Annotated in this window: 17 protein-coding genes and 1 pseudogene; 7 read left to right on the top strand and 11 right to left on the bottom strand. The window is 71.0% G+C overall.

Annotation, left to right across the window (positions count from 1 at the left end):
• Window positions 1–151 precede the first annotated feature (151 nt).
• Together J0670_RS09915 and J0670_RS09910 are read right to left on the bottom strand one after the other, a co-directional pair.
• Window positions 152–1,420, bottom strand: coding sequence for a PQQ-binding-like beta-propeller repeat protein (locus J0670_RS09915; protein ID WP_207811094.1), 1,269 nt, complete (start codon window positions 1,418–1,420; stop codon window positions 152–154).
• A gap of 178 nt (window positions 1,421–1,598) precedes the next feature.
• Window positions 1,599–2,045: a DUF1772 domain-containing protein gene (locus J0670_RS09910; RefSeq protein ID WP_207811093.1), complete on the bottom strand. Its 447-nt coding sequence runs from the start codon at window positions 2,043–2,045 to the stop codon at window positions 1,599–1,601.
• Window positions 2,046–2,136: 91 nt separating this feature from the next.
• Between J0670_RS09910 and J0670_RS09905 the strand changes: the two genes are divergently transcribed.
• Together J0670_RS09905 and J0670_RS09900 are read left to right on the top strand one after the other, a co-directional pair.
• A complete protein-coding gene (locus J0670_RS09905; protein ID WP_207811092.1) occupies window positions 2,137–2,715 on the top strand; it encodes a TetR/AcrR family transcriptional regulator in 579 nt (192 codons plus the stop codon).
• Between the two features lie 179 nt (window positions 2,716–2,894).
• The gene (locus tag J0670_RS09900) at window positions 2,895–3,032 is read left to right on the top strand and encodes a hypothetical protein (RefSeq protein WP_207811091.1); all 138 of its coding nucleotides are present in this window, start codon (window positions 2,895–2,897) and stop codon (window positions 3,030–3,032) included.
• Between the two features lie 51 nt (window positions 3,033–3,083).
• On the opposite strand, the gene J0670_RS09895 is transcribed toward J0670_RS09900, so the two are convergent.
• Window positions 3,084–3,749, bottom strand: a complete 666-nt coding sequence (locus tag J0670_RS09895) for a hypothetical protein (protein WP_207811090.1) — start codon at window positions 3,747–3,749, stop codon at window positions 3,084–3,086.
• A 154-nt stretch (window positions 3,750–3,903) separates the two neighbouring features.
• Entirely contained in the window at window positions 3,904–5,085 is a 1,182-nt protein-coding gene (locus tag J0670_RS09890; protein WP_207811089.1) for an MFS transporter, read from the bottom strand.
• 118 nt (window positions 5,086–5,203) lie between these two features.
• Here J0670_RS09890 and J0670_RS09885 point away from each other — a divergent pair, with 118 nt between their 5' ends.
• The 3 genes from J0670_RS09885 (at window position 5,204) to J0670_RS09875 (ending at window position 7,569) form a co-directional block, all read left to right on the top strand.
• A complete protein-coding gene (locus tag J0670_RS09885; RefSeq protein ID WP_207811088.1) occupies window positions 5,204–5,554 on the top strand; it encodes a MerR family transcriptional regulator in 351 nt (116 codons plus the stop codon).
• Window positions 5,555–5,774: 220 nt separating this feature from the next.
• Window positions 5,775–6,326: a hypothetical protein gene (locus tag J0670_RS09880; RefSeq protein WP_207811087.1), complete on the top strand. Its 552-nt coding sequence runs from the start codon at window positions 5,775–5,777 to the stop codon at window positions 6,324–6,326.
• Window positions 6,327–7,095: 769 nt separating this feature from the next.
• Window positions 7,096–7,569, top strand: coding sequence for a nucleoside deaminase (locus tag J0670_RS09875; RefSeq protein WP_207811086.1), 474 nt, complete (start codon window positions 7,096–7,098; stop codon window positions 7,567–7,569).
• 255 nt (window positions 7,570–7,824) lie between these two features.
• Here J0670_RS09875 and J0670_RS09870 read toward each other — a convergent pair.
• A pseudogene (locus J0670_RS09870) lies at window positions 7,825–8,199 on the bottom strand (MerR family transcriptional regulator); the annotation flags it as partial.
• A gap of 109 nt (window positions 8,200–8,308) precedes the next feature.
• On the opposite strand from J0670_RS09870, the gene J0670_RS09865 reads away from it, so the two are divergent.
• Window positions 8,309–8,968, top strand: coding sequence for an SDR family NAD(P)-dependent oxidoreductase (locus J0670_RS09865; protein WP_207811085.1), 660 nt, complete (start codon window positions 8,309–8,311; stop codon window positions 8,966–8,968).
• 383 nt (window positions 8,969–9,351) lie between these two features.
• Here the strand turns inward: J0670_RS09865 and J0670_RS09860 are convergent, their stop codons facing one another.
• A complete protein-coding gene (locus J0670_RS09860) occupies window positions 9,352–10,374 on the bottom strand; it encodes a hypothetical protein (protein ID WP_207811084.1) in 1,023 nt (340 codons plus the stop codon).
• A 354-nt stretch (window positions 10,375–10,728) separates the two neighbouring features.
• Window positions 10,729–12,048: an MFS transporter gene (locus J0670_RS09855; RefSeq protein ID WP_243436787.1), complete on the bottom strand. Its 1,320-nt coding sequence runs from the start codon at window positions 12,046–12,048 to the stop codon at window positions 10,729–10,731.
• Window positions 12,049–12,121: 73 nt separating this feature from the next.
• On the opposite strand from J0670_RS09855, the gene J0670_RS09850 reads away from it, so the two are divergent.
• A complete protein-coding gene (locus tag J0670_RS09850) occupies window positions 12,122–12,619 on the top strand; it encodes a transcriptional regulator (protein WP_207811082.1) in 498 nt (165 codons plus the stop codon).
• Window positions 12,620–13,107: 488 nt separating this feature from the next.
• Here J0670_RS09850 and J0670_RS09845 read toward each other — a convergent pair whose 3' ends face one another.
• The 4 genes from J0670_RS09845 to J0670_RS09830 all read right to left on the bottom strand — a co-directional run bounded on the left by J0670_RS09845 (window position 13,108) and on the right by J0670_RS09830 (window position 16,871).
• A complete protein-coding gene (locus J0670_RS09845) occupies window positions 13,108–14,373 on the bottom strand; it encodes a delta-60 repeat domain-containing protein (protein ID WP_207811081.1) in 1,266 nt (421 codons plus the stop codon).
• 687 nt (window positions 14,374–15,060) lie between these two features.
• Window positions 15,061–15,198 carry a hypothetical protein gene (locus J0670_RS09840; RefSeq protein ID WP_207811080.1) on the bottom strand — a complete coding sequence of 46 codons (138 nt, stop codon included), beginning with the start codon at window positions 15,196–15,198 and terminating at the stop codon, window positions 15,061–15,063.
• Between the two features lie 276 nt (window positions 15,199–15,474).
• Window positions 15,475–15,720: a hypothetical protein gene (locus J0670_RS09835; protein WP_207811079.1), complete on the bottom strand. Its 246-nt coding sequence runs from the start codon at window positions 15,718–15,720 to the stop codon at window positions 15,475–15,477.
• Entirely contained in the window at window positions 15,717–16,871 is a 1,155-nt protein-coding gene (locus tag J0670_RS09830) for an anion permease (protein ID WP_307806459.1), read from the bottom strand. Before J0670_RS09830 ends, J0670_RS09835 begins: the two co-directional genes overlap by 4 nt.
• Window positions 16,872–17,067 lie beyond the last annotated feature (196 nt).

Raw genomic sequence — 17,067 nt, 5'->3', positions numbered from 1 at the left:
GTTCTCATTGTGGCCCACCACCGTGCCCGGACGCAGGGTCCAGCCGCATCCCCTCCCCGCGTCCGGGCTCCCGGCCCCTCGAACTCGGCTACCGCGAGGAGGCGGAGTGCAGGTCCGGACCGACCAGGCCGACCGCACCGACCCGACCGAATCAGGCGGGCGGCAGCGCGAAGATGGTCGAGCCCAGTTTCGCGAGCAGCCGTTGGCCGTCGGTGGCCAGTCCCCATTTCTGGTTCTCCCTGGTCACCGGGTAGGTGTCCACGGTGAAGGTCCACCGTGGGCGGCCCGTCTTCGCGTCCACCGCGTGGACGCCTTCGGTGCCCAGACCGGCTACGAAGAGGGTGTCCTGGACGAGCACGGGCTCGGTCTCGGACGGCCGGAACGGCATCGGGCAGGTCCAGAGCTGTCGTCCGGTCCGCGCGTTCCAGGCGCAGGCCGCCGCCGTTCCGTTCCCGCCGTAGACCACGCCGTTCGCGGCCGTCACCGGGGGGAACGTCCCGGTCGCACCATCGGCCGCGTCGATCTCCCACAACGTGCGGCCGTCGGCCAGGTTCACCGCCCGAAGTGCCTTCTTGCCCGCCAGGCAGTAGGCCTGGCCGTCGTCGGCGGCGGGCGGGATCGTGTCGACGGCGCCGGTCTGGGCGCGCCACAGCTGTCGGCCGTCCTGGCCGTTGCGGGCGACCAGGTCGCAGTTGCCGTCGGTGTGGTAGAAGTTGCCGCCCTCGACGGCACAGTTGAGGTACTGCGCCCGGTCTCCCACCGTCAGCGGCTGGGACCAGAGCTTCTCGTGCGTGTCGATCGAGAAGGCCACCAGGACGGGCGTCGGCGCCGTGGTGGCCCTGGCCGGCCTGGCGTGGGCGACGGTGTAGAGCACGTTGTCGTCGGCGCGGAGCGCGTAGACGGTGGTGAGGTCGTCGGCGTTGGCCTCGCGGTTGATGTTGCGCCAGCTCTCCGTGCCGGTGGCCGCCTCGTACCCGGTGGCGCCCTGGAAGGAGCCGACGAACACGAACCCGGCACCGGCAGCCGTGTACAGCGTGTTGACACCTTGCCCGGCCCACCTCACCGTGCCGGTCGCGGTGTCGATCGCGGTCAGATGGGAACCCAGCGTGACGAGGGTTCCGTTCGCGACCAGCGTCGAGGCGGGCACCAGGTCTTCGTCCGCCGTGTGCGACCACAGCGGCTTCGGCGCACCGGAGTCCGGTCGGGGGGCGATCGGCGTCGGCGCCTCCCGCAGCGGCCTCGGTGGATCGGCCGGTGCGGCGGCCCCCGGCTTCCTGCCGTGCCGCGACAACGCCCACCCGGCGCCGCCGGCCACCGCGAGCGCGAGCCCTCCGGTCAGCAGCGTCCGCCGACCGGGACGGCGCCGCGACGCCCCCTCGTCGTCCACGCCCGCAGCGGCGGAGTGTTCCGAGATCCCCATGATGTACGTCGTCCCCCACACCTTGACGGCAACAGCCGCAAGGATCTTACGAGTACGATCCGCGCGCGACTGCGGACGGCGCCCAGGACGCGATATGCGCGGAGGTGTACGGCACCGCGACCTGGTCCAGGCTCCGTCGCCCGCCGCTTCCGCCCGACCGACCCGGTCCGTCGCGGGATCAGGCGAGGGCGGCGGCCAGCAGGGCGAAGGCGGCGATGATGACGGCGACGCGGGCGTAGTGGAAGCGGTCCCAGCGGTTCATCTGCTCCTTCCAGTCCTCGGGCCGGTTCTCGGGGGTCCACGTCTTGCCCCGGTTGTTGATGGGGACGAGCAGCAGGAGCGACATGATCACGCTCAGGATCAGCAGCGCGGCGGCGATGACGACGAGGCCGGTGCCGTGGCGGTGCCATCCGGCGACGGCCCAGAGCGCGGCGAGGACGAGCGAGCCGATGTACCAGAACGGCATCACGGCGCCGAGCATCCGGCCGCCGTGGCTTCGGGCGCGTTGGTTGCTGTCGTCGGGGAGTGCGTTGAAGATCGGGTTGAGGACGAAGGCGACGGAGAACTCCACCCCCACCATCACTCCGACGACCACGATGGTGACGACCTCGAGTGCGTCGAGCATTCTGACCCCTCCTGGAATCTAGCACCGCTAGGTGATGAGGCAACGCTAGTACTGCCGCCGCTCACTTGTCTAGCGCTGCTAGGATCGGGGCATGTCAGTACAGGAACGCAAGGAACGCGAACGGGCGGCCCGCGAGCGCCTGATCGTGGCGACGGCCCGCGAACTCGCCGAGCAGCAGGGCTGGGACGCGGTCACCACCCGCCGGCTCGCCGAGCGCATCGAATACAGCCAGCCCGTCCTCTACAGCCACTTCCGCGGCAAGCGCGAGATCATCGGCGCGGTCGCCCTGGAGGGTGCCGCCGAGATGGCCTCGGCACTGCGGGCCGCGACCTCGGCCGCGGACGGCCCGCGCGCCCGGGTCACCGCCCTCGCCCGCACCTACCTCGACTTCGCCGAACGCAACCCGGCGGTCTACGACGCCATGTTCCAGCTCGACGGCGGCCTGCCCTTCGCGGTCGAGGAGACCCCGGAGCAGCTGAAGGACGGCTTCGCCGCCCTGCTGGAAAGCCTCGGCGAGGTCGCCGGGGACGGCGTCCACCCGGGGCTGTTCACCGAGGTGTTCTGGGCGGCCCTGCACGGACTGGCCACCCTGACCCGGGCGGGACGGCTGCCGCCGGCGGAGGCCGAGCGGAGGGTGGAGCTGCTGGTCGACCGGCTCGCCGTGGTCTGACACCCCGTCCGGGTGGACGGGCGGACGGGCGGACGGGCGGGCGGACGGACGGACGGACGGGGCCTTCCCGGCGCCGTAGCGGACTTCGACGTGCCGGACAACAAGACCGGAGACATGACGAAGGGCCAGTGGTGCGCGGTCAACTCACGGATCGCCCACACCCGCTGAGAGCCATCGCGGTGATCACCGAACCCGAGCACGCCGGCCTGCTCCACCTGCCCACCGGCTCCGTCCTCGCCGCCGACCCGCACACCATCGACGAGCGCGACCTGCCCTTCACCAACGCCGAGCGGTTCGCGGCCGACATCCGACGCTGACACCGCGACGAGCACGCTGGCGGGGGCTCCGGCCAGCGGCCCGTCGCGTCGTCAGGCGTCCTGCACGGGGTGACCCAGTGCGCGGGCGCGCGCGGCGATGGCGTCGAAGTCCGCGTCGGGCGCGAGGGCGGCGACCGTACGGCGGTCGAGCGGGGCGCCCGTCAGCACGGACTCCACCGCCTCCCGGTCGACGGGCCGCTCGTAGTAGTCCTCGGCGAAGCCCACGAACGCCCGGGTGCCGTCGGCGGCGGTGAGGAGTTCGAACAGCCAATTGGCGCCGTCGGTTTCACCGTCGGCGAATTCGACCGGGCCGCACTGCCACCCGGCGGAGCCCGTCTCGTGCCAGGCGCAGACGGTCGCGTCGAAGAATCCGTCGAACTGGAACTCCGGCACCTGCGCGTAGTGCGCGAGTGGGGCGGGCAGGCCGTCGAGCAGGCCCGGCCAGTGCGCCCGGTCCGCCTCCCGCCACGGAGTTGCGTCGCTCTCGTGGTCGAACCCGTAGAGGAACACCCCGGCCGGGTCGAAGACGACCGCGTACTGGTCGCCGGAGCCGTTCTCCATGTGAGCCAGGTCGACGCCCGGACGCCAGTCGACCGCGAACATGTGGTCGGGGTCGTAAGGGGCGGAGACGATCGAATCCAGCAGCGCGAGAGCCCGGCAGCGGGCGCGCAGTTCGTCGGGCCCGGGCAGGGCGGCCACGAGTTCGTGAACGGTCATGGCCACACTCAACCGCACACCACTGACACTCCCGGGCGGCGGGTCGAGGGGATCTCGGCCACGGGTGGGCAAGCACCCCGCCCGGGCCCCGCGCCGCCTCGCCCGCCGCCGAGCCGACGCGCTCCTCGACGGTGTCGGGCCCGGGCGGCCGTTGTCAGCCCGACTCCCCCGCCCTCAGTTCGGGGAACCCCGTTCGGCGGGCCGCCAGCGCCACCGCCGCGCCGGCGACGAGCAGGGCGAGCGCGGTCCACGGCACCGCCCCGATCCCGGCCCGGGCGAGGACCTGGCCGCCGAGGATCGCGCCGGTGCCGATGCCGATGTTGAAGCCGGAGTTGAGCACGGAATCGGCGACCTCGGGGGCGGCCGGGGCCGCGCGCACCACCGCCGCGTGCAGCAGTGTGGGCAGCGCCCCGAAGGCCAGCCCCCACGCGGCGACGGCCACCAGGACGAGCACCGTGGAACGTCCGGCCACCGCGAGGACCAGCACGGCCCCCTCCAGCAGGCCGAGCCCGCCCAGCACCGCCGCGCGCGGACGGCGGTCCACCAGCGTCGCGGCCGCCCCGACGCCCACCGCGCCCGCCGCGCCGTAGGCCAGCAGCGCCCAGCCGATCGCGGCCCCGCCGAGACCGGCACCCTCCAACAACGTTGCGACGTACGTGTAGACCGCGAACTGGCCCAGCATCACGACCAGCGTCGTACCCGAGACGACCAGGACGCCGGGCGTCCGCAGCACCGCGCCGACCCGCGTCCCGCCGCGCGCCCGGTCGCCGGGCCGCGCGGGCAGGAACCGCGCCACCAGCACGGAGAGCAGCAGTGCCAGCACGGCCAGGCCGCCGAAGGCCGTCCGCCAGCCGATCGCCGAGCCGACGGCCGTCCCGAACGGCACGCCGGCCGTCAACGCGACGGCCTGGCCGGCGAACACGATCGCCACCGCCCGGCCGACCCGCTCGGGGGCGACCAGCCGCGCCGCGTACGCCGCGGCCGTCGACCAGAACACCCCGGCGAGCAGCCCGCCGGCCGTCCGCACCGCGGCGGTGAGCGCGAAGCTGCCGGAGACCGCCGTCAGCACGTTGACCACCGCGAACCCGGCCATGAGGGCGACCATCAACGAGCGCCGGGGCAGGGCCCGGGTGAGCGCCGTCAGCGGTATCGCCCCCAGGGCCATCGCGTACGCGAACGCCGTGACCAGGAGCCCGGCCGTGTCCTCGGACACCCCCAGATCGCGGGCCACCGGAGGGAGGACACCAGCCGGCAACATCTCGGTGGTCAGGGCCAGGAACACCGCCGCCGACAGGCTGAGCAGCCCGCCGAGGGGCCAGCCTGGGGTGGGACCCACGGGACCGGGGGCAACGGAGGAGGAGGGTTGCACGGGTTGTGTGGCGTTCGACATGACTGGGACGCTAGGACTCTCACATCGATGTGAGAGTCAATCCCAGCCCTGTGAGGTGGCCCACATGAGGATCGGCGAGCTGTCCCGGCGCACCGGGGTGAGCCCGAGGCTGCTGCGCTACTACGAGGAACAGGGCCTGCTCACCCCCACCAGGGAGGGCAACGGCTACCGCAGCTACCCCGCCAACGCGGTCCGGTGCGTCCAGCAGATCCGCGAGCTTCTCGACTCCGGCCTGTCGACACGCGCCCTGCGCTCGGTCATCCCGTGCCTGAACGGCTCGGTGACCCTCCCGGACGCCCCCGGGGCGGAACTGACCGCCCTGCTCCGGCGCGAACTGGCCCAGCTCAACGAACGCATCGACTGCCTCACCCGCAACCGCGACGCGATCCGCGACTACCTGGAACCCCGTTCCTGAAGCGGAAGTTGGACAGACCCGCGCCCGCTCAACGGGCGCGGCTGGCGGCCGCCCGAGCAAGTGGTTGAATTTTTAAGTAGTTACTTGACCCTTCAGCCGGACCGCTCTATGTTGGTTGAAGATTCAAGTACGAGCCTCCAGCCAACGAGAGGCTCCTCCACCCTCACCCCCCACACCGGTCCGAGCCGGACAATCCCAGGGACCGGGACGAAGGAAAGCCATGAACCGCACCACCACGCGACGGGCCGCCACCGTGACGGCATCCCTCCTCCTCGCCGGCGCCGCCGCCCTCGGCATCGGCGGCCAGGCCATGGCCGCCACGGTCTCCGGGGCGCCGGCCGCCACGCAGTCCTCGCCCTCCGACGCGACGACGCAGGGCGGCGACCTGCGCATCGTGCCGCTGCCCGCACACCGCATCGGCGCCGACCAGCGCCCGCAGGAGTTCACCGTCCGCTACACCGACGGCACCAGCCTCCCGCAGGCCCTGCAGATCCTCGTCGTCTCCCCCGAGCACGGCCCCTACCTCCAGACCGGCGACGTCCGCCTGGAGCGGTTCGACGCCACGACCCGACACTGGGAGCCCGTGGACCTGGGCTCGCAGACCGGCACCCTCTACACCCGCATCCCGCCCACCGGCCGCATCCACGCCGACGGCGACACCACCGTCCGCTTCCGGATCACCGCCACACACGACCTGCCCGCCACGCTCCAGCCCCTGACCGTGCAGCCGCGCAGCATCCTCTACACCGCCCCGCAGACCAGCCGGGCGTAACCGCGGGCACCACCCCGCACCGCGAAACACGGGCCGGACACCGACCCGGCCCGGGTGCCGCATCGATCCTCGGCAGGCAGGCCGAACTCGGCACCCACCCGCGCTCCGCCGACTCCGACTCCGACTCCGACTCCGACGCTCACCTTCACCGTCGACCGCAACGACTCCGGTGACCGCTGCATGTCCTTCCGCGCCAGGCCTGCCGACCGCCTGCCCCCAGGCACGCCGCCGTTCGACGAGCCGCGTGGCCTGGAGGACAGAAGCCGTCACCGTCTTGCCGTCGTCGTGACTGAAGTACGCGGGGGAAGGATCGGGCGGTGGGCATCGGCCGGCGACACCGGCCCCGGCCAGGTCCGCTCCCCCCTCGTCGGTCTCGCCGTACGCGCCTGAGCCGCCTGGGTTCTCAATGCCCGCCGACAGATCGGCGGAGCGATCGGCGTCACGATCCTGATCCTGATCGTCAGCCGGGGAAGCGACGGGGGCAGCTACCGGGCCGCCTGGATCGCCACGGGAGGGGCCGGCCTGATCGCCCCCCTGTCCGCACTCGTCCTCCGCGAGCAACCGGAGCCCGCCGCCCGCGAAGCCTCAAACACCGGGAACACGCCTACGGAGGACGGAGTGCGGGCGTGACGACCGCGCCGCCCCGGCCGTCCTGGTTCGCCCCGCCCGAGGCCTGCGCCGAGTCCGTCCCCGGGCCGCACGGCGGCGCTGCTGGAACGGCGGCTGTCATACGTATAACCTTCGGTCTTCCACCATCGAGGAGTCCGTCATGACCGATCAGGTCCGCGCCCACCTGCTCGCGGCCATCGAGCTCGCGGCGAGCGCACGGAAGCACGGCAACCACCCCTTCGGCGCGCTGCTCACCGACCCCGCAGGGAAGGTCCTGCTCACGGCCGAGAACACCGTGCTGACCGACCGCGACGTCACCGGCCATGCGGAGACCAACCTGGTGCGGCTGGCCTCGCGTACGCTCACCCCGGCCCAGCTCGCCGACGCCACGCTGTACACGAGTACGGAGCCGTGTGCGATGTGTTCCGGCGCGATCTACTGGAGTGGCGTCCGGCGAGTGGTGTACGCGCTCGCGGCGAGCGAGCTGAACGTCCTCGCGGGAGTGGATCCTGAGGAGCCACTGCTCGATCTGCCGTGCCGCCAGGTCTTCGCGGCCGGCGGGAACACCGTGGAGGTGTCGGGGCCGTACCTCCACACCGAGGCCGCCGCCGTGCACGCCGGCTACTGGGGGTAGACAGCGCCGCCGGATCGGAGCGGCCCGGGCCGGCGAGTCGCCGCCGCGGTCGACGGGGACTCGAGGGCCCGCGTCCGCGCCCCGTACATCCCGGATCAGTGCCCGGCGGCGCGCTGGCGGGCCCGGTAGGCGCGCAGGTTGGCGGTGTTTCCGCAGGGCCGGTGACCCTTCTGGGCACACATCGGAGGCGTGCTCGACAATGGGCGTGGACAAGAAGGCTCTCGCCGCAGAACTCTACGACTGGTTCTTCAAGGACTACGTGCCGAACTGGGCGCCGTGGAGGGCGGCGTGCCGGGCGGGGTCGGTCAGTTCGGGTGGGGCGGCGGCGAGGATCCCGGCGATCTCCCGCTGGGAGCGCTCCAGTTGGGCGATCGACGCCGCCTGCCGGGCCTGCTGCCGCGCCAGGTGGCCGAGCATCTCCGGGCAGGTCGGCAGCAGCCGGCCGCCCCGGTAGCTGGTGCACGGCAGGACGACGCGGATCGTCTCCGTGTTCAGGCCCGCCGCGAGCAGCGCGCGGATGACCTCGACCCGCGCCACGTCGGGCTCCTCGAACACGCGGCGGCCGCCCGACGTCCGGCGGGGTGTCAGCAGCCCGCGCTCCTCGTAGTAGCGCAGCAGCCGGTCCGGGCCGCGAGTTCGCCGATCAGCATGTGCCCTCCGTCACGACGGCTTGCTCCTCACACGGATGTCAGGTCCTACCGTCGTGCTGTCCAACACCGGTCGTACGGAGGAGATTCCCATGTCAGGAGTGGTCGTGGTCGGCGCGGGTCCGGGGCTCGGGGCCGCGGCGGCACGCCGGTTCGCGCGCGAGGGCCTGCCCGTCGCACTGATCGCGCGCGGCCGCCACGTCGTCGATCTGGCCGACGCGCTGAACCGCGAGGGCCGATCGGCCCTTCCGCTGCGTGCCGACAGCACCGACGCACCCGCTCTGCACGCCGCCCTCGACGCGGCCGTGGCCGCGCACGGCCTGCCCGAGGTACTGGTCTACAACGCCGCGATCATCCAGCAGGACCGCCCCGGCGACCTGGGCGCGGAGGACCACCTGCGGGCCTGGTCGGTGAACGTGCTCGGCGCCTTGGAGGCGGCGACCCACCTCGCGCCCGCGATGGCACGGCGCGGGCGCGGCACGATCCTGGTCACCGGCGGCATGCCACGCCCCGACGCCCGGTACACGAGCCTGTCCCTCGGCAAGGCGGGCGTACGGGCGCTGACCCGCCTGCTCGACGAGGAGTACGGGCCCGCAGGCGTGCACGTGGGGACGGTCACCGTCGACTGCCACATGGTCCCGGGCACGGACTCCGACCCGGACCTGGTCGCCGAGCACTACTGGACGCTGCACCGCCAGCCGCCCGGGCAGTGGCAGCACGAGATCGTGCACGTCGGATCGACGCCGGTCTGACCCGCCCCGCGCGGGAAGCGTACCGGCGACGTCGGACACCACGGTGCACCCGGCGCTGGTGGGGCAGGAGGGGGGCTGACTGTGTTCGACATGGTGAACCGGAGCCACCTGGGCAACGAGAGTGAGAGCCTCGTTGCGATGTTCGTGGAGCCCGTGACGTGGCGGCCAGACCATGAGCGGCAACGATTTTCGGAGCTACCTCGTTCGAGTGATGCTGCGCCACGATGCTTCGTTTCCTGCGCGTGGTCGCCGGGTTTCGTCACGTTGGACCGATGGGTTGGCCGCCCCGAGCCCCTCCGGGCACGGCCCCTGACAGGCCCGGCCCGGGAGGGCCCGGCTCCGCCGACGCGCGACTTACCCGCACCCCGGACGGCGAGTCGCGTCTACCTACCTTCGACGCGTGCGGTCGGCGTCTGTCCGTTCTGGGCCTGCTGCGATCGTTCGGCGAACATCGCGGCGAGACGCTCAAGGAGCGGCATGTCGTAACTCCCGGTGGTGTAGCCCGCCCCGTGTTCGATCCTCAGCAACGTGGTTCCCACCTGGATCACGGTCGTGGCGTCGGAACTGCTGACCTCGTACGCCATGGACTGGTCCCCGGTGGGCGCCATCGCCAGCCGCTTCCCGTCGTTCTCCTGCGTCACGACCTGGTAGCCCTGCCTGGCCGTCTCGGTCGAATCAAAGCCGGAGATCTCGAACCTGGCCCAGGCCCTGTTGGGGCCGCGGAATTCCGCTGCGCCGGCGGCCTTCGGGCAGTTGGGGTTGTCACCGCAGGGCCTGAGTTCGGGCGGGGAGGCCGTGGTCCACCCGGTCGGCATGCTGCTCAGATCCGGCAGGACCGCCTGCGCGTTCGCATTACTGAGCACGGCCGCCCGATTCCCGTCTGGACCGGAGAACACCTTCGCGCCGCCGTACACGGACAGGGCGAGAACGACCGCGAGAGTGAGGAGGAGGAGAATCGTCTTCGAGTCCCCTTGCCGCGTGATGTTGGTGATCTTGTTGCCGACGGTGATGTTGCGGGCCGGACCCTTCCCGCCCGTGAACGTGTTGCCGCTCGAGTTCACCGATGGGGCACCGTACGGGCTGCCCGGCGGTGAGGTGGGCTTGGGCGGCACCGTTGGCTCGGGCGGCGCCGGCGGCAACCAGTTGCCCACGTCCGCGGCGAAGCTCTGGTCGCTGCCCAGCACTTCGGACAGGACCCGACCGAGCAACAAGCGCCTTGCCTGGTCAGAGGGCACACTCAGGAACGAGTCCAGTGCCGACACTCCTCCATCAAGAGGCTGCAGCCGACGCCGCGTCGTGTCGATCAGAGCTGTGCCGGTGATGGCGCCGCCAGCCATCCCCTCCTTGTCCAGAGCCGCCCGAGCCAGAGCGTTCAACAACGCGGATACCAGGGCGCTGAGATCCATCCCGTTCCCCCTCGAACGAGCACCGAATGTGCCGTGCGGTCCAGCAAGTACCCCGCACAACAGCCCTAAACCACACGAAGGTTCACGCCTATCTGCGAAAGGTGACGGACGGCCGCCGCAGGATGTGGTCGGCCGTCATCCGGCCCGGTCCCGGTCCCGCTCGTTGGCCGGGCCACCCATCCGGCCCGCTCTGATTTCGTTGCCCAGGCTCGTGGCTCTCGCCCCACTGCCCGACCGGCTCTCAAAACACCTGCTCGCCTGGCGATCGAGCAGGCATGAGGCCCCTGCATGGACGACCACTGGTCAGTTGCGCTCTGGGCTGATGATTGTGCCGAGCATGAACTCGCCTCGTCCTCAGGGCTCGCTCGGCACCAGCGGGCCGGCAGCGGGGTTCCCCTCCACCGCCGGCTCAGCGTAGGACGGCAGTTCGCGCATCTGGCGCAGCGGCGACAGGAGGACGGGCAGGAAGGTGAGTGACCGGCCGACCGCCCCGGCCAGCAGCGTGCCGCGGACGCCGATCGTCGAGCCGAGCAGGCCGCCGAGCAGCGCCCCGAAGGGCATCGCGCCCCAGACCAGGAAACGCATCGTCGCGTTCATCCGGCCGAGCAACCCGGGCGGGCACAGCGCCTGCCGGAAGGCGACCTGGTTGATGTTGTAGACCACGATGCCCATCCACATCGCGGTCTGCGCGACCGCGAGCAGCCCCAGCGTCCAGTCGCGCTGCACGAACGGGGTGACCAGCGCGCAGGGTCCGGCGACCGCGCTCGCGATCCAGATGGCCTGGCCCTGGCCGACCTTCGCCGCGAACCGTCCGGCCACCAGTGCACCGATCAGGCCACCCACCGCTGCGGTCGAGGTGAGCAGGCCGATGACGCCCGGCGAGAGCCGCAGTTGGCGGGCGAGCAGTACGTAGAAGACGGCGGAGATCACCGAACCGAAGAGGTTGGCCGAGCTGGTGCACATGGCGATGGCGCGGAGTGTCCGGTTGCCGAGCACGAACCGCAGACCGTCGCGGATCTCCCGCAGCAGGTTGGGGTCGGGGCTGCGCTCGGGGCGTGGCGGCCGGACCTCGATCCGCGTCACCCACGCGGCCGACCACAGGAAGCTCACCGCGTCGACGAGCAGCGCGTAGGGCGCGGTGAGCGCCTGGATCAGCGCGCCTCCGAGGCTCGGGCCCGCGATCTGGCTGACCGACTCGCTGGCCTGGAGCTTCGCGTTGCCCTCGACCAGCAGCTCCCGGTCGATCAGCTGGGGCAGGTAGGACTGGTAGGCCACGTCGAAGAAGACCGTGCTCACCCCGGTGACGAGCGCGACCACGTACAACTGTTCGATCGTCAGTACACCGAGGAGCTGAGCCATCGGGACCCAGGCCAACAGGGCGGCCCGGACAAGGTCGTTGACGATCAGCACCCGACGGAAGCGCATCCGTTCCACCCATGCGCCGGCCGGCAAGCCCACTGCCACGAACGCAGCGGTCTCGCACGCCGCCAGCACGCCGACCTGCCAGGTGCTGGCATGCAGCACCAGGACGGCGACGAGAGGAAGGGCCAACTGGCTGACGGCCGTCCCGAACTGACTAACCGTCTCGCCGGTCCACAGCCGACGGAAGTCGACGTGCCGCCACAGTCCGCCACGGTAGGCCGGTCGGTCGGGCAAGGGCTCGGGAGCAGTCATGCGGGCTACCATGGAAGAGTGATTGGGATTTGTCAATCACTTAGCCTCCCGACCCCTCAGTAGACTGCCGACCATGACCGAACGCAGGCCGGCGAGCGACGCGGAGGCGAAGGCGCTCGCCTCCGCGCTCCGCCTGCGCATCCTGCGCATCTGCCTCGGCGAGGCGCACACCAACAAGGAGATCGCGGCGATCCTCGGCCGCGATCCCGCCAGCGTGCTGCACCACACCAGGACACTGGTGCGCACCGGTTTTCTGGAGGCCCAGGAGGAACGACGCGGCGCGCGTGGCGCACGGGAGATCCCCTATCTGGCGACGCGGAAGTCCTGGCAGCTCGATGCGGCCGCACAGGACCGGTCGATGCTCGACGCGTTCCTGGAGGAACTGGCCCTAGCCCCTGCGGCCGAGGTCGACAGCACCCGGCTCGGGCTGCGCCTGCCGCCGGCGGAGATGGAGGAGTTCCAGACCCGGCTCCACGCCCTGCTCGAGGAGTTCGCCGCCCGCCCGGACGACCCGACCGCGCCCGCCTGGTCGCTCTTCATGGTGATGCACCCCGACCCGAACCGGCCCTGACGATCCGGCCCGGCCCTGGCCGGGCACGAATCGGTCAGGGCCGCTCACTCGAACAAGCACAAGGTCCTCTCGCACGACGACCTCACCGACCTTGCTCAGGTCAGGAGCCGAGACTCCGAACACCGCTACAACCCCGCGACGCGACCATGCCGGTGGAAGTTCACCACTTCCGACTTGAACGGTCTGCTGGCCCGGCTCGACCGACACGCACTCGGCGGACCCGAAGATGCTCCGCCCTACAGTTGGTGTGATCAACCCCCGAAGGATCCGGACCGGACCACTAAGGCTTCAATCCGCAGGCTTTGACGACACTGGACAGCTGTTGTCCGTTGGCGCTCAACGCTGCACGTGTGCGCGGTACCGAGCGCCGGGATGAAGGAATGCGGCGCCCGCTGCGAGCTGGGTCTGTACATTTTGATCTTGCACTTTCGAGGGGCCCCCGCTGTGCAAGGGGTCCCTCGGTGGAGCGGATTGGCTACCCGGGTGTGTCAGCTGAGGTAGCGGGCCGCAGCGAAGTTCAGCTGGGGCGGGGTGCCGGTGGTCGCGCCGCCGATCACGACGATCTTTCCGCTGCTTTGCAGGCCGACGGCGCGCCCTCCGTCACCGCCGTTGGCGAAGGTGGTGCGGACCCAACCGACGCCGGCGGCCCCGAAGCTGGTGTCGGCCGCGCCGCTGGAGGTGAGGCGGTAGACGCCGAAGCTGCCGGCGACGGGGTCGGCGAAGCTGGTCAGGGAGTTGGTCTCACCGATGAACCCGGCGGAGACGATCCTGTCGCTGCTGTCGATGACGATGCCGCGTACGCCGTCCGCGACCAGGGTGGGGTTGATCTGGGTCTTGCCGCTGGTGCCGAAGGTGGTGTCGAGGGCGCCGCCGGTGGTGTAGCGGGTCCATCCGGCCTTCACGTCACCGCTGATCCCGACGGGGTCGGTGGAGTCGGTGTCGCCACCGAGAACGATCTTTCCGGTGCTCTGCAGGCCGACGGCGAAGGCGAGGTCGTTGAGGCTGTTGAAGTCGGTGTCAGTGAAGCCGCTGCTCCCGAACGTGGTGTCGAGGGACCCGGTGGAGGTGAACTGAGCGACGAGGAAGTCGTCCAGGGTCGTGGTGGTGGTGTCGAACCCGGCGACGACGAACTCGCCCGAGGACAGCAGCGCGAGCGCGAACACGTGCCCGGCTGCGCCGATGGACACGGATTCCTTGCCCGCGCCCCCGGCGAACGTGGTGTCGAGGGAGCCGTTGCTGTTGAGGCGGATCAAGCCCGGGTTGGCCCCGGCGACTCCGACACCGAGGATTTTGCCGGAGGAGTCGATGACCAGAGCACGTACCGCGTTGCCGAGAGTGGGGTCGATGCGATAGGTGACAGTGCCAGGGACGCTGCCGCTCGGGTTGAACGTGGTGTCGAGAGCGCCGCTGGAGGTCAGGCGGGCGAAGGCGATGGCGCCTGTCGGTTCCGAGCCGACGAATCCGCCGACGACGATGTTTCCGCTGGAGTCGATGGCCACCGCGCGGGCGACGTCTTCCTCAGTGGTGAAGTTGATGGTGACCAGACCACCGGTGCCGAAGCTCGGATCGAGGGCTCCGTCCTTCTTCAGACGAGCGATGCCCCAGTCGCCGGTGGCCACGGGGCCGACACGGCCGACGAGGACGAGTTTGTCGTTGGACTGGATGGCGAGTGCGTTGGCGATGGATTCCTGGCCGAAGTTCACAGTAACCGTTCCGGACGTGCCGAATGTGGTATCGAGATCACCGGCGGTCATGGTTCACCTCGCGGGGGAGTTTTCGAGTCGCTGACAAGCCTTTTGCCGCGACCGTGGAGTTAAAGTGTGCCCGCCGCCGAAAGACCGCACCAGTACTACGACAGCGCGGAGATGCGTCCGAACTCGCTCGGGTGCGTACGACGGCTTGCGGGACGTGCCCGCGCCCGATGAGAAGTGACGCATGAGGCCGGTGCTGTATGGCGCCGCCCACCACTGGTCCAACGAGTCATCTGTCGCCTGGCAGTGCCGTGCTCCGTTTCGCTGCTGCCCCGTCCGTGGCGTATGCCACCTCGAACCCGATCGCCGGTGGCCCAGCAGAACCGCCAGGCAGAACCGCTAACGCATGCACCACGTCCGGCTAACTCCACACCGCGATGCAAGGCCATGCTGACTATGCAAAGGCTGATGCAAGTTGGAGCTGACGTATGCAGAGTTCAACGACACGGAACAGCTGTCCTGGGAATTGAAGGAGGTCAACGATGACTGAGAGCAGGAACAGCCAGTCAGTGGTTGTTGTGACATCCGCCTTACTACCGCGAGGCCCGTGGATTAGGCGCTTCCATTCGCGCTTTTTCCAGCGGACGCCTTTCCGGGAGCCGTACTCGGCGGGCAGGCGCACCCGCTGTGCGTCAGTCAACGACACGACCGGATCAACGATCCGATGATCGGAAAGAATTGCCCTCGTCGTCAGTGCTCGGCAGCCTGCCGGATGAAGTCGGCCGCCTCGTCCGGGCGGGAGACGTGGACGGCGTGCCCGGCGGGCACCTCGGCGGTGCGGGCGCCGGCCCGCTCGGCCATCGCGCGCTGGGCGGGCGGCGGGATCATGCGGGGCGCGCCGACCGGCGAGGTCGACGCCCTGGGCGACTTCGGCGGCGGTGCTGGCGAGGCCGTAGGGCGTGGTGACCTGGTCATGGGTGTCACGGGTGAACTCCTCTTGCCGGGTCGCGAGTTGGCTTCGGGGGCATCAGGGCGATGGCCCGTCCTCGTTGGGGAAGCCGCCGCCGGGGCCGCCGCCGGGCAGGGTGGCGATGCCCGCGCCCTTCAAGCGGTACAGCGGTACAGCGGTACATGAGCGTCATGTGGCGCCCACTCAGTGCCTGGTCAGCTGTGGCTGACGATGACGGCGATGCCCCAGCCGATCGCCGTGAGCACCACCGCGAAGATCAGTCCGGCCAGGACGAGGGCGACCGGCCCGGCGGTGGGCCGGTCGGCGGTCGGCTCGCCGGCCGGGCCGGACGGGTTGAGCAGGCGCAGACCGAGGGCGAACAGCGCGGGCAGGCCGGCGCCGGTGAGCAGGCCCACCAGGACGATCTTCCACACCGCGTCCAGGTCGATCCAGGAGTTCACGAGTTCACCTCCTCCGTGACGGGCTCGGGGGCCACCGAGCCGGTCCACGCGGCGTTGACGTTCTCCGGTGTCACGGCCGGATGGCGGGAGGCGGCGAAGAAGGCGACCGAGGCCAGCACCAGCACGAGGAAGATCGCCACCACGCCGGTCGTCCCCCCGATCCCGTTCGCGATCCAGTAGGCCGTCGCGCCGACCACCGCGGCGGCCGGCAGGGTGCACAGCCAGGCCGTCACCATCCGGCCTGCGAGCTGCCAGCGCACCACGGCGCCCTTCTTCCCGACCCCCGAGCCCAGGATCGATCCGGTGGCCACGTGCGTGGTGGACAGCGAGTAGCCGAAGTCGGTCGAGCAGAGGATCACGGCGGCCGAAGCCGACTCGCTGGCCATCCCCTGCGGCGGCTCGATCTCCACCAGCCCCTTGCCCAGGGCCCGGATCACCCGCCAGCCGCCGATGTAGGTGCCCAGGGCGATCGCCAGCGCGCAGGAGGCGATCACCCAGACCGGTGCCTTCGCCCCGGTCTCAAGGGTGCCGTTGGTGATCAGGGCCAGTGTGATGACGCCCATGGTCTTCTGCGCGTCGTTGGTGCCGTGGGCGAGCGAGACCATGGAGGCCGAGCCGATCTGGCCCAGCCGGAAGCCGTGCGCGCGCGGGCGTTCGGGCACGTCGCGGGTGAGGCGGTAGACCAGGGCGGTGCCCACCACGGCCACCGCGCCGGCGATGAGCGGCGACAGCGCGGCGGGCACGATCACCTTGGAGACCAGGCCCTGCCACTTGACGGCCGAGGCGCCGGCCGCCGCCGCCGTCGCCCCGACCACCCCGCCGATCAGCGCGTGCGAGGAGCTGGAGGGGATCCCGAGGTACCACGTGGCCAGGTTCCACAGGATGCTGCCGGTCAGCCCGGCGCAGACCACGGTCAGGGTCACCTGCTGACTGGAGACCAGGCCGTTGGCGATGGTCGCCGCCACGGCGGTCGAAAGGAACGCGCCGACCAGGTTCAGCACCGCCGAGACCGCGACCGCCACGCGCGGCGGCAGGGCCCCGGTGACGATCGAGGTCGCCATCGCGTTGCCGGTGTCGTGGAAGCCGTTGGTGAAGTCGAAGCCCAGCGCCGTGACGACCATCAACGCCAGGACCGCGTCGTTGCCGGTCACGGACCCGAACCTAGCCCGTGCGCCGGACGGGCCCGGCCCGGCGACGACCCCGCACCCCGAATGGCGGAGGGCCGCCATCCGGCCGGATCAACCTCCAGCCGGATGACGGCCTGACGGCGGCCGGACGGCGGCCGGTGCGCTCCCGGACCGGAGTCGGTGCGCTGTGGGCCAAGTCCGGCACCGGGCGCCCGCCTAG

It is taken from the genome of Streptomyces sp. FH025 (assembly GCF_017427025.1).
Taxonomy (GTDB): domain Bacteria; phylum Actinomycetota; class Actinomycetes; order Streptomycetales; family Streptomycetaceae; genus Kitasatospora.
Note: the sequence above shows the minus strand (reverse complement) of the source record. Positions and strands in the feature narration are given on the sequence as shown.